11 protein-coding genes are annotated in these 12,858 nt (G+C 62.1%); 3 read left to right on the top strand and 8 right to left on the bottom strand.

The genetic code is table 11. The annotated features are described in order from the left end of the window. Positions 1-761: IS630 family transposase (locus ACXJLU_RS30460; RefSeq protein ID WP_457337495.1), on the bottom strand; the 761-nt coding region annotated here is incomplete at its 3' end. Between the two features lie 307 nt (positions 762-1,068). On the opposite strand from ACXJLU_RS30460, the gene ACXJLU_RS30455 reads away from it, so the two are divergent. From ACXJLU_RS30455 to ACXJLU_RS30445, 3 genes are all read left to right on the top strand, one after another. Further along, the gene (locus tag ACXJLU_RS30455; protein WP_457337493.1) at positions 1,069-1,878 is read left to right on the top strand and encodes an endonuclease NucS domain-containing protein; all 810 of its coding nucleotides are present in this window, start codon (positions 1,069-1,071) and stop codon (positions 1,876-1,878) included. Continuing rightward, entirely contained in the window at positions 1,875-2,321 is a 447-nt protein-coding gene (locus ACXJLU_RS30450) for a hypothetical protein (protein ID WP_457337491.1), read from the top strand. The genes ACXJLU_RS30455 and ACXJLU_RS30450 overlap by 4 nt, the downstream gene beginning before the upstream one ends. 206 nt (positions 2,322-2,527) lie before the next feature. Continuing rightward, positions 2,528-6,520, top strand: a complete 3,993-nt coding sequence (locus ACXJLU_RS30445; RefSeq protein ID WP_457337489.1) for a hypothetical protein — start codon at positions 2,528-2,530, stop codon at positions 6,518-6,520. A 415-nt stretch (positions 6,521-6,935) separates the two neighbouring features. Here ACXJLU_RS30445 and ACXJLU_RS30440 read toward each other — a convergent pair whose 3' ends face one another. From ACXJLU_RS30440 to ACXJLU_RS30410, 7 genes are all read right to left on the bottom strand, one after another. Then, positions 6,936-7,157 (bottom strand): hypothetical protein, encoded by a 222-nt coding sequence (locus ACXJLU_RS30440; RefSeq protein WP_457337487.1) that lies wholly within the window; start codon positions 7,155-7,157, stop codon positions 6,936-6,938. After that, positions 7,154-8,809: an IS66 family transposase gene (gene tnpC / locus ACXJLU_RS30435; protein ID WP_457337497.1), complete on the bottom strand. Its 1,656-nt coding sequence runs from the start codon at positions 8,807-8,809 to the stop codon at positions 7,154-7,156. Before tnpC ends, ACXJLU_RS30440 begins: the two co-directional genes overlap by 4 nt. Before the next feature lie 93 nt (positions 8,810-8,902). Further along, on the bottom strand, positions 8,903-9,238 hold the full coding sequence (gene tnpB / locus ACXJLU_RS30430; RefSeq protein WP_457337485.1) for an IS66 family insertion sequence element accessory protein TnpB: 336 nt from the start codon (positions 9,236-9,238) through the stop codon (positions 8,903-8,905). Next, positions 9,235-9,657 carry a transposase gene (locus ACXJLU_RS30425; protein WP_457337483.1) on the bottom strand — a complete coding sequence of 141 codons (423 nt, stop codon included), beginning with the start codon at positions 9,655-9,657 and terminating at the stop codon, positions 9,235-9,237. The genes tnpB and ACXJLU_RS30425 overlap by 4 nt, the downstream gene beginning before the upstream one ends. A gap of 123 nt (positions 9,658-9,780) precedes the next feature. Next, positions 9,781-11,109, bottom strand: coding sequence for a glucosaminidase domain-containing protein (locus tag ACXJLU_RS30420; RefSeq protein WP_457337481.1), 1,329 nt, complete (start codon positions 11,107-11,109; stop codon positions 9,781-9,783). A 61-nt stretch (positions 11,110-11,170) separates the two neighbouring features. Next, positions 11,171-12,088 carry a hypothetical protein gene (locus tag ACXJLU_RS30415; protein WP_457337479.1) on the bottom strand — a complete coding sequence of 306 codons (918 nt, stop codon included), beginning with the start codon at positions 12,086-12,088 and terminating at the stop codon, positions 11,171-11,173. Between the two features lie 67 nt (positions 12,089-12,155). Continuing rightward, on the bottom strand, positions 12,156-12,858 hold a 703-nt coding region (locus ACXJLU_RS30410; protein WP_457337477.1), incomplete at its 5' end, for an IS630 family transposase.

Genomic DNA, 12,858 nt, shown 5'->3' with positions numbered 1-12,858 from the left:
GTCAGGTGCTTGGGCGTGCGCCGCTGGATCAGGCGCAGGAAGTTCAACCACTCTTCGTGCCGGTGGCGTTGCTGGCACATCGAGATCACGGTGCCGTCCAGCGTGTTCAACGCGGCGAACAGCGTGGTCGTGCCGTGGCGCTTGTAGTCGTGGGTGACGGTACCCGCGCGTCCGGCCTTCATCGGCAGGCCCGGCTGGGTGCGGTTCAGCGCCTGGATCTGGCTCTTCTCGTCGCAGCTGAGCACCAGCGCGCGCTCCGGCGGGTTCAAGTACAGCCCCACCACGTCCACCAGCTTGTCCTTGAAGCGGGGGTCGCGCGAGAGCTTGAACGTCGTCTGCAGGTGCGGCTTGAGGCCGTTGCGATGCCAGACCCGGCGGATCGTCGTCGGGCCCACTCCGAGCTGCGCGGCCAACGTGCGCGTGCTCCAGTGCATGGCGGCAATGGGCTTGTCGTGCAGCGTCGACTCGACGATGCGCGACTCCATCGCGGGCGTCGTCACACTGGGCTTGCGTCCCGAACGCGGGGCGTCCTGCATCAGCGCGGCCACGCCCCCTTCGAGGAAGCGTTGCCGCCACAAGGCGATCTGCCTGCGGTCCAGGTCCACCTGCGCCGCGATCTCCTTGTTCTGCAGGCCCTGCGCCGCCAACAAGATGATCTTCGCCCGCTGCTGCACCCGCGCCTGCACGCTGCCTCGCCGGCTCAGCGCCTGCAGCTCCCGCTGCACTTCCCCATCCAACTTGATCTCGGCCGCGACTCGCATGCTTCCAACCTCCCGTCGAGGATGGAGTTTGCTTCAGAAATTAAGTTCCTCTAATTCGAGCGCACTACACTAGTAGGTCCGTGTAGTGTCCAACACGGCCCCTCCTTAATGTTGGATGAGGCTCATGCATGGCTCAGTCGAAGACGAGCGCATTCAACGAGATGTCCTGGTGCCAGTGGTCAAGGCGATCGAGTCGAATTGTCCYCATTCTTGACAATGCCGAGGCGAGCAATCCGGGTGAGTCCAGCTGTGCGTTCCTGTGCGAATCTGGTCAAATCGCCTCTGGCAGAACAACTCCGGGGCCACCATGGCGCGAACGATCTATGACAAGCCGATGCGGGCTTTGCTCAAGGACATGATCACGGACTGGGGCTTGAAGCCTGGTGAGACCTTCAATGCACAACGTGCAGTCGCTTGGTTCGCTGAGCGCTATCCGAAGTTGAAGCCTGGCAGCGTCAATGCGCACCTGGTCCAAGCTTCAACGAACGATGCAAATCGGTTGCACCACCCTTCGACTAATGCTACCGATGATTTGCTGTTCAGAGTCGGGTCGAGGGAGTATCGACGTTACGAGCCAGGGGTCGATCCGGCGCCACTCCACCAAGGACGCAAAGTTCAGATGGCCGGCGCCGGCGGCAGCGTCGTATCAGTGGACGAAGAGGACGACGATGCTGAGGCGGCTATTGATGCCACGCTTGCCGGCTCGAGCCACTTCGCTCTGGAAAAGGATCTGCAACGCTATCTCGCTGACAACCTCCAACTCATTGAGCCCGGGCTCACACTCTTCCAGGACGAGGACATTTCAGGCTTCGAATACCCCGCAGGAGGAGGCCGGCGTATCGACATCCTGGCCAAAGACAAGGCGGGCAACTTCGTAGTGCTTGAATTGAAGGTGGAGAAGGGTTATGACAGGGTGGTCGGACAACTGCTGCGCTACGTCAACTGGGTCCGTAAAGAACTTGCGGAACCTGGGCAGCGGGTGCGCGGCATCATCGTCTGCCGAACGATGTCCGAGGACCTGATTCTCGCTTGCTCTAGCATCAAGGATGTCGAATTGCTCGAGTACCGGCTGCAGGTGACCGTATCGAAGATTCAGATGCTGGATTTGTCATCTTGAACATCACCGAATTTCTCCGTGTGCATGGACTGAAGTCATATAGCACGCCGCTCAATGCCTGGTACGCAGTGAGCCCGACAGGCATGATCTTCATGCAACTATGGTCGGAGCCGAACCAGTGGCTTAAAGCTCACCCGAATCCACAGGCGCGGCTGCGTGTGAAGTGCTTCGATGTGAAGCACCACCAGCAGAACGCAAAGAATCAGGCTACGGGTTATGCGGGTCGACTGAAAAGCATCGAGCACATCAAAGCTGGGTCCAAAGCCTTTGCCGCATTGTCGGCACCGCCTAGCGACCGGCGCGGGCCGGGCGTATGGGCAAGGTACGCGGACCTCGGCAGGGTCTACCCCGTTCTCACCGTTGAGGCCGAAGAATGTGGTGACGTCTACGTCTTGCTGGGCCCGCCGGGGCCGGCGAGCACTTTGACCCATTTGCATGGCTAGTTCAAGCTACTTCTCATCATGCGAGGGTTGGCGAAATGAGTGATTCCGGAAATCTTGTTGTCTGAAGCAGCGTCGGTTCCATACCACTGCTGCGTGACTGCGGCACCCGACTTGAGGCGGCGCTGGGAGACAACTAGACAATAGTAAATTTCGCTGACGTTGTCCATGAACGGGGACGCGCAGACATGAGCCTTAGAACTTCCAGCATGACTGACGAATCCACAACCGGGTCGGGCGGATATTCCATCGCTGGGTACGACTATCAGGTCGATGTGTCGGTCTGGCTTGCGCTCGATCTGGTCTTGGCGAGTCATCTGGCCAGGGAGGTCACGATCGAGCCCGCGAGCGAAGAGGACTTGGAGGCGGAGTTGGCGCCATGTGAGCCGGGCCGCCTCACGAGTACGACTTGCTTGGAGGGATATCGCCTGATCGTGCAAGCCAAGAGAAGGACTGGCGACGCATGGACGGTCCTCGGTGTGAAGGCGCTGTTGGAGCATGGCGCAGCCAGGCCTTCCGCCAAGCAGCGACTGGTAGATCCTCATGCCCGATACCTACTCGTGACCAATGCGGCGCTCAACGGTGGCGCGCGCGACCTGGGAGTCCGGCATCCAGGAAGCTGGCCGATTCCAGGAAAGATGCCTGCTTCCATCGCGGCAATCTTGCCGAGCGGAGCGTCCGGACGCGTGGCGGTCATCGCCAATCAGGACGATGAGCGACTCGCAACGGACATCAAGTTGTTGCTGACGGAGAGCTTTCGAGTGCCGAAGGCTCGCCTGGCTCAATGCATTGAGAGATTGCGGCAGGAGTCGCGCGTGCGCATCCGAGGCGCAGGGGGTGGGCGCTGGACCCGTGACGAACTGGAACGCGTCATCAGAGAGCACGATGGATACATCGCGAGTTCCCCCGAGCTCGACCGCTATGTATATCCCACGAACTGGCAGGAGCTGCGCACCCGCATGCGAGAACGCTCCGCAGCGCTAGTAGTCGGTCAGTCCGGATCGGGCAAGACCATGGCCACACGCAAGCTCTTCGAAGAGCTTTCCGCCGAGGTGCCGGGTCTGGCTCGGGTGTCCATCACGCGAGGCCCCAAGCAGATGCAAGAGGACCGCACACTCGGGCCAGTGCTGTATGACATCGAGGACCCATGGGGTCGATATGACTTCGATCCGGCGAGTCGCCCCTGGAATGATCAGCTCGCGCAACTTTTCGCTCAGGCGCGGCATGACTGCATGGTCATTGCGACGAGCCGCTTAGATGTCGCCCAGGCGGCCGGGGCGATGGAAACGGTCAAGCCCTGGGTGGTAGCGATCGAAGCGGAGCACTACGGCCCGCGCGAGCGGCAGCGTCTCTACCGGGGGTGGATCGACGCGCTGCCTCGTGACCTGCGGACAGTGGCGAAGCAAAGCGAAAAGGCAGTGCTGGCAGAGCTGGCGACGCCCCTTGAGATCCAGAAGTACTTCGATGCGCTGCCGACCATCGATGGCGATATCAAGAAGAGTTCGAGCGCACTGGTTGGTGAGGCCATTCGCCGGGCGCACCAGGACTCTATCGAGCGGACGGTTATCGATCAGATTGAGGGGCGGGGCGATGTCCGGTCCGCAGCCGTGGTGTGGGCGCTTCTGAAGGCGACTGACAAGTTGTCTATGCCGCTACTCCTTCAGATCGAGGGGCCACTCGCGGACCTGGATGCTCAGCTGGACCGTGGCGTGCGACCCTTAGTTCAGTTCTTCGTCGCTGCTCGCAACTTACGGCAGGTCGAAGATTTGGTCACCTACTACCATCCCCGGGTCGAAGCGGGCATCGAGAAGGCGCTGTTGCGCCATCCGCTCGTCGTGAGACGCACATTTGAGCGACTGATTGAGGTGCTTCTCGTTGGCAATGGCCTTGGTGGCGCTTGGGCGGCGGCCATCGCTGCTCGCGTTCTGCACGCCACGGATCGAACGGCTGAACTGAAACCCTCCGTCAGCGCTCAGGCGCAGAGCCGGATCGACGCCTGGCTGGCGACCGAACTGCAGCGTGGCGGCAAGACGCTGGAGGAGAACATGGGGCTTGCAGCGTCGGCAGGTTCAAGCAGCTGCAACCTGGCTGAGGTCGCGCGATTCCTGCTTCACCGGCCTGACACGTCGTTCCCCGGGTTCAGCTTCTGGGGCGCTCCAGACCATGACGAAATCTGGCGCGCCAGAATGAGGGCGGATCCAGCGGTCAAGTCTCTGATCGAGACCTTCATTCGGGACGTTTTGCCGGAAAGCCGCGATACTTTTCATGAGGAGTTCGTCACCGAAGTGGCCCGGCTTGCAGGTGACTTGACCCCAGCGTTCCGGCAAGCCGCGGCCCGCTCGGTGTTCTATGGCGTAACGAATAATGGACGGGTCATCGCTGCTGGCGCTTTGGCTGATGTCTCTGGTTTTGAGGCCATAGTCGATGAGGCGGTGCAGGTGCTCACCCCTAGCGCCGAAGAACTCAAGCGAGCCGCCGAAGTGCGCCTGGACCTCGACAACGATGTGTACAGCGAAGGCTATGCCGAGCACATTGCCACTGATGACAGTGGCTACACGGCCCGTGAGTTTCTTGAGGCATATGTCGATCACTTGAGAGGCGACGCCAACTGGCGGGGTATCGCGGAGCATCGGCATGTTGTGTCATTGCTTCCCTACTGGTTCCGATCGCTTTCGCGCGACATCAAACCAGATCCCGACGAGGTTGCCGCTGCGTTCGCCATGGGCCTCGGACATGACGAGGAGGAGTATCTCTGGGGCGCCGCTACCGCGGTTGGTTCTTCTTCATTCGAGGATCGTTTGCTGCGGCGGGTGCTGGATGGGCATCGAAGTTCGAGTGCTCGGCAGGCGGCGTTGACTTGCCTGGCATTGCACGACCCGGCCGCCGTCGGAGACGCGGTGCGCACGCTGGCACAACGCAGTCGGGATGGACGCATCATTGAAATCGCAGAGGAACTGGGCGAGATGCGGGTTCGTGAAGCGCGGCGCGAGCTGCTGCCACTACCAAATGTGCCAAGTCAGTCGTGGCGCGAAGGTACAGCGATCCGCGACGCGCTGGAGCTGGCGTACCAAGGACTGGAGCCGAAGGTTCAGGAAGTCTGCGACCTCATTCGCGCACTGGACAGTGAGACTGCCATCAGTCTGTCGCTTCCTACGAGCCAATGGCTCGCAGCGGCCCGGAACCCAAGCGAGGTAGTGCGTTGGCTTCGTGTGCGGATCGACAAGCAGACAGCCATGTTCCTTCCAGAGGATGTCCGGTGGATATTGGCTGCGTCCGAAGAGGTGGGCCACTGTGTAGGTGCCATCGAGGCGGCTATCCGGCATGGTATGACCGAGGAAATCGAGGCAGGCTTGTCCCACCGATTCGCGTACGTGGTGGCGCTTTCCCTACGCCACCTCGCTGCGACGCAGTCGCCGCGACTTTCGCCGCCCCTACTCGCTCTGGCTGCATCTCGAGGAAGTCCGGTTCGCCGCGCTCTTGCCGAGGTTCTCCAGGAGAAGCCGCATGACGCCCACGTACCAACCTTGCTAAAGCTAGCCGTCGACAAGTGGTCTCCGGATTCCTCCTATCGCGACCAGGATGACTACTACCCCATCGCGCGGTTGGCTATCACCGCGATCGCGAAACTGGGCAGCGTCGATGCCGCGACGGCCGACGCGCTATACGGCATTGCCATGGGGACGCGTGATCCGAGGGTCAGATTTTCGATCTTCGAGCAGCTTGTACGTTTGGCAGATGCTGGGTATCAGGAACGCCTGTTCGATTTGGCAGTGGCACCGGGTAGCGCCACCGTCAGACGTGCTGCAGCAAATGCATTGGGGGCTCAATGCCAACACGTGGTGCCCGAAGTCGTCGCGAAAGTCACTCCGGATCTCATAAAGACGAGGCTCCATGGCGTTGCGACTTGGTTGCTGCTGCTGGCGTCCTTGAGTGGTGGTATCGAGCAACTTTTGAGTATTGCGGAAGAACTCGCGATGCATCCCCAGCGGAGGGTGTTGCTGCTGTTGACGATCTCGGTCCTTTCTCAAAGGGATGCCGTGCTCGCCCAACGCGTAGCAGGCATGCTGCCTGCGAATCATGCAGGTGTGCTTTGGGCCATGGCTGGTGGCCAGGGTGACATGGGCGAATCGACCCTCGAGGATCTTGGGGATACAGTCAGCGTTGATTTGGTGCTTAAGTTCATGCGTCCCGAGTGGCGATAGAGGGTTCATGCTTCCCGCTCAAGGCTTGCGACCGAGGTCGGCACGCTCGGAGGCGTACGGTTCCCTACGATGGAGACCGCAATATTGCAGCCAGCAGGAGTATCAGACACTGTTCCCCCCTCCATTCGCGAGGCGGTCTCAACGGTGTGGTCGCTGCCTCCGCCTGGTCCGGAGAATCTGTTCTCGCACCCGGCATTTCGAGTCCTGCGCGATGCATGTGCAGCGGTGTACCCTCAGCATGGTGAGGGTATCGCGCTGAGCTTCGCGCTTCACAACGCCCTGTGTTCGATCGGAATGCCCTATCGTCTGTTCGGGACTCGGCGGCATCTGGTGCCCTCTGCCGACGAAGCTGCGGCCAGCCTGGATGCTGCTTTGCGGTAAGCGGCCAGGCATCCCGTCTTGACGACGGCGCCGATCAAGGCGGGTTGATCTCGTCGGTGGTTTCGCCGTCGTCGTAGTACCGCCCGATGGCGCGATCCAGTCGCTTGAGCAACGCGTTGAGCGTCTCACCATCGCGGCGTGCGAGCATTGCCAGGGCGTTGTGGTCGTCAGCGGCCGTCGCCGCGCAGCCAACACCCTGGATGTGGCCCAACGTGATGTCGCCGCCGTCGTCGATCAGTGCTTCGATGTTCTTCATGAACCCGTAGTTTCTCGCGTGGCCGCAGCCGTCCACCGGTGCGGCAACAGCTCGTCGATGCGGCGGTTCGGGTGCATCTGCAGCCGCTGCAGCACGTCCTTCATGTAGGCCCAGGGGTYGTGCCCGTGCAGCTTGGCCGACTGCACCAGGCTCATCACCATCGCCGCACGCTKMCCYGCGAGMTCGCTTCCCGCGAACAGCCACGCCTTGCGYCCCATYGCCCACGGCCGCACGAGGTTCTCGATGTGGTTGTTGTCGATRCTCACCGCGCCGTCGAGCAGGAAGCGCCCGAGTGCCTCCCAGCGCTTGAGGCTGTAGTCCAGCGCGTTGGCGATCGCACCGCCGTCGGGCACGCGCGTGCGCTCCAGGCGCAGCCACACGTGCAGCTCGTCCCACAGCGGCCTGGCGTGCTGTTGCCGATGTTCCAGTCTTTGCTTGGGTGTCATCTCTCGGGCCTGAGCGTCTCGGGCCTGCGCTTCAACCCTGTACAGCTTGGCGATGCGCGCGACGGCCTGCGCCGCGACCGCGCTGGCGTTCACGCGCGCGAGCTCGTCGAACTTGCGCCGCGCGTGCGCCAGGCAGCCGGCCTCGATGCGCCCTTCGAGCTTGAGCGCAGCGTCGTAGCCGCCGTAGTCGTCGCACGTCAGCGTGCCTCTCCATCGGTCGAGGAAGGCGATGGGGTACTTCGAACCGCGACCCGTGCAGAACTCGTAGATGACACCCGGCACCGCGTCGTGCTCGCCCCGTGCGTAGGCCCAGACGTAGGCCTTGGCCGTCTTGCCCGCGCCCGGGTCCAGCATGTTGACCGGCGTCTCGTCGGCATGCAGCACCGGCGCGCTCAGGATGAACGCGCGGTGCGCGTCGTACAGCGGCATCAAGCTGGCGCCGCCCGCGCCCGACCACGCCGCCAGCGTCGAGCGCGGCGTGTGCACGCCCGAGCGCGCATTGATCTGCTCCTGCCGGTAGTACGGCAGGTGGTCGACGACGCGGCTGACCAGCACGTGTGCGACCAGGCCCGCGCTGGTCATCTCCTTGTCGATGACCTGCGGTTCCACCGGCTCCTGCACAAGCGTCTGGCAGCACTTGCAGGCCCACTTGCCCCGGATGTGACGGTGCACGAAGAACTCCGCCGGCACGATGTCCAGCCGCTCGCTCACGTCCTCGCCGATGCGCGTCATCGGCTGGCCGCACGCGCAGGTCGTGTCCTCAGGCTCGTGGCGGTGTTCGACGCGGCGCAGGTGCTCCGGCAACGCCTGGCGGCGCGGCGGGCGCTTCTTGTCGGCCGGCGGCAGCGGTTCGGGGCGCTTGTCCTCGCCTTGCAGCGCGCGCAACTGCTCTTCCAGGCTCGCCCGGTCTTCAGCCAGCGTCTCCTCGAACAGACGGCGCTGCTCGGCGTTCATCGCCTCGGTGCGGGCCCCGTAGCGCCAGGCCTTCAGGCGTGCAAGCTCGAAGGTCAGGCGCTCGATCCTCGCCTCCTTGAACTTGATCTCGCGATCGCGGCGCACGAGCGCTTCGTCCTTGGCGCTGAGCTGCTCGCTCTTGGCGGCGAGCTCCTCGTCCTTGGCCTGCAGCAGTTGCAGCGCCAACTCGATGACGGCGCTCTTGCTCAGCCCCTTCAGGTCTTCGGCGTTGAGCGTGTTCGCGTCGAGCATGCCGCCATTGTGGAGGGCCTTGCGGGAGCGCTGCATCGGGGCATCTTCGAATTGCTGCGCACCGGCCCTCCCGGGTGCGTGCGCAGCTGCGCGTCACACGCGCGTGATGACGCTCATCTGCTCGAGCCTCTGCCACGGCAGGCCCAGCACGAGCGCGTCGAACTGCGCGCGTGTGAGTGCGGGCAATGCCGTCGCATTGGTACTCGGCCAGACGAAGCGTCCCTGGTTCAGCCGGCGCGTGGCGCACCACACGCCGAAGCCATCGTGCACGACCAGCTTGACGCGCGTGCCGCGCGCGTTGGCGAAGAGATACCCGTGGTGGGCGCGCGCAGCGCCGAAGACCTCAACCACCCGGGCCAGCAGGCGGTCGGCTCCGGCACGCATGTCCACCGGCTCCACGGCCAGCCACATCGCATCGACGCGGATCACCGCAACTGCTCGCGCATCCAGACCGCACACTCGCCGGCCGCCTCGGCAGGCCACGCCAGCGAGATCGTCGTGGCGCCGCGGCGCAGCTCGATGCGGATGTCGCACGAGGACGGCGTGGGCGCTGGCAGTGGCAGCGCCATGAAGGCCGGCGTCTGCGTCGAAGCCGCCACAACCGCCGCCGACCGGCTTTCTTCCGTGCGCGGCTCGGGCTGCCCCTCCGCGAGCCGCACCCAGCGCCGCAGCAAGTTCGCATTGACACCGCGCGACATCGCCACGGCTGCCATCGACATGCCTGGCTGCACGCACGCCGCGACGGCATCGGCCTTGAACTCGTCGCTGTGCAGGCGTCGGCGGCGACGGCCGTCGACTTTGTTGGCAAGGATAGTGTTCACGTGTCCACCAAGAGTTGAGGTGGACACGAGACTCCTATGACCCTATCGGGGCTTCAAGATGGAATGGCCAGCCCCTTACCATGGGTCATCAGGGCTGCAGGAGAACTTTGTACTCGCCGCACACGCAAGACTCGGCGCTGGAATATCGCCTCATGAGGGCTGAGCGACCTGATCCAAGTGGTCCAAGTTGCGCTTTTTGATGATCGAGATCAGCTTGTTCGCGTAGTTTGCGTCCGTTGCGTAGCCGGCCAGGTGGACCGCAGCCGCAAAGCCCGCACCATCGGTATTCAAGAAGCAATCCTTGTAGCGCTTGTTGTCGTGGAAGAACCTGGCGTGGTCATCGATGCAGGATTGAAGGTCAGGATACTTCCGCCAACGAGCCTCTTCCATAACGGGCTGGTCGTTGACGAATTCGCGGGTGTACATCGTCACCGTTTCACCCTTCCAGGATTTGTCGGCCTTGACGCCAAACAGATTTCTGGCTTCAGTGGACAGCTTAGATTTTCCCCAGCTGGATTCAAGCGCAGCTTGCGCAATCGTGAAGCTTGCCGGCACCTGCGAATGCTGCATGCAATCCAAGGCTGCGGCCGTTAGAAGCCTGATGAATTCCTCCGGCGACGTGGGTTCGAATTTCATGCCAGACAGCGAGTCAGGATCAACGACCGCATAGTCTGTCACCGTAGTATCTTGCTGCACAGGAGCAGGTGCGAGAACAGGCTTGGCAACTGGCTCAGGAACTGGATCGTGAATAGGCGTGGGTGCTGGCGCGTTGTCCGTGGTATCGACGGCGGGCGCTAGCTGAGGAGGAGCGACGGCACTGTCCGGTATGCTGCTCAACAGACCCAGGGTCATGCCGCGCCAGGCCTTGTTCTGCAGGATCGCCGCGATGGGCGTGATGATGGTGCCGTTGTCCAAGCTTCCTGCTACGACCATACCGACTGCCCTGTCCTGCATGTCAAGCACAAGCGCCCCGCTGTCTCCACCTTCGGTGATCATGTGATCGGTCAGTATCTGGCCCTGATAGGGAAGGATAGGATTCTCGGTCCAGCCCGGTCCACCTGACTGTAGATTGAGGTTCTGTCCAACAGCTTTGATTGTGGCGATGCGGGGTTGCGAGCCACCCTGAGCAGGCATGATGCGAACTACGTCACCCTTGGCGGGTTGTGGATTGATACCTTTGGGAATCGTCATCCCGCGGATCATGGTCGACACCTTGGCGGGATCAACCCAGATCAAAGCCGCATCCGACGTCGGACTACCGTCAATATCCGTCCAAGAGAACAGCGTTCCGAGCGCTTCACCGGTCGCGTTGTCCAGGATGACATTGCCAGGTTGAGCCTGCGAGCTGACGACAACATGACCTGCGGTGAGCATCAGGACTTGGTCTGGCAGCTCAGGAAAAGCAACCAGGCAGGTGGCAGTGCCGGGAGTAAAGTACGAGGAGAGCCGGATCTGATCGCCGCAAACAAAAGCTGCCATTGTTTTCCCCTAGGTACCCAGAGCTAGATGCCTGGAGGCTTGGATGTTCACTACGAGAAGATCAGGAGCCGGCGGGCTTTTGCAGCGGACGTATGTCTGGTGGGAGTGGCCGCGGCAGCACTTGGCTGGGCAATGCAACTGGGGTCGTCGGATCGGACAATGCACCTGCATTGGTGGACGTGGTTGCAGCAGCAGGCGTCGCCTTCAAAGCGAGATAGCCGAGTTGGCTGATGCCTAACAGGTTTACGAAGGTCTGCGACAGGGCAGGCAATTCGGTCGTGCCAGGCATCTTCGGGTGCGCGCTCACATCACCCGTGTAGAACATGTTCAGCACCATGGCCAGGTAAGATCCGAACAGCACAATCGTCACGATTGCTTGCTGGACCTTGCCCATGTCCACCAAACCTGCCTTCGCGATCTCATCGCCCTGAAAAAAGTCCTTGAAAAGCGGCGGCGAGTTCGGATCCCGCACCATGACGGTTCCCATGGCCTGCAAGGGCGCGCCAACGCGATCAGCGGCCGCATCCAGCTGGGCGTTCGAAACCGGCGTTGAACTTACGCCGGTCTGCAACGTACTGGACGGTGTTGGCTGTGATTTCGACGCCAGAATCAACGGCGTTATGGCGGCAGAGCCGAGACTGATACCCATGACCTGAAGGAGTTCATTCGGAATGATCAGATTCATGGCGCCATCGATGCCACCAGCCTCTATAGGAAAGAAGAGCTTGCACATGCGGCAGACCACCACGGCCATCAACGTGGACATGATCAGCCAGGTCCACAACGTGAGCTGTAGCCGCGAAAGGCTGTAGGTATTGCGTGATGTCCACAAAATCCCGGCCCGTTGGCCCGTCACACCGACTCCCACCGACAGGAACCAGGAGAGCAATGTCGCTAAGCAGGTTAGGAAGATCGCCAATCGGATGTACGACGCGGGGTCGCTCGCTATCGCCTTCGCGATCTCATCCTTGTTTGTCACGCCTGATACAACGTTCTGGGATAAGCCGATCGAAACCCCTAGTGTGGTGCGCTTGAATTAAATGAACCTATTTAGCGACACGATCGAGAGCTGCCTTGGCGCGGGTGACCTTGGCGAGGATGTCTGTGGCGCTGGCGGTCCAGATGAAGGGTTTGGGATCGGCGTTGTGATGCTCGATGTAGAGATCAATGGCCAGCTCCAGCTCGGCGACGCTGGTGAAGCTGTCGCGCTTGATGCGGTTCTCGGAGATGTCGCGGAAGAAGCGCTCGACCATGTTCAGCCACGAGGCGCTGGTGGGCGTGAAGTGCATGACGAAGCGCGGGTGCCTGGCCAGCCATGCCTGCACGTCAGGGTGCGTGTGGGTGGCGTAGTTGTCCACGATCAGATGCAGCGTCAGGTGCTTGGGCGTGCGCCGCTGGATCAGGCGCAGGAAGTTCAACCACTCTTCGTGCCGGTGGCGTTGCTGGCACATCGAGATCACGGTGCCGTCCAGCGTGTTCAACGCGGCGAACAGCGTGGTCGTGCCGTGGCGCTTGTAGTCGTGGGTGACGGTGCCCGCGCGTCCGGCCTTCATCGGCAGGCCCGGCTGCGTGCGGTTCAGCGCCTGGATCTGGCTCTTCTCGTCGCAGCTGAGCACCAGTGCGCGCTCTGGCGGGTTCAAGTACAGCCCCACCACGTCCACCAGCTTGTCCTTGAAGCGGGGGTCGCGCGAGAGCTTGAACGTCGTCTGCAGGTGCGGCTTGAGGCCGTTGCGATGCCAGACCCAGACC

It is taken from the genome of Rhizobacter sp. P5_C2 (genome assembly GCF_054049715.1).
The sequence above is the reverse complement of the archived record's forward strand: the minus strand, read 5'-3'. Positions and strand labels throughout refer to the sequence as shown.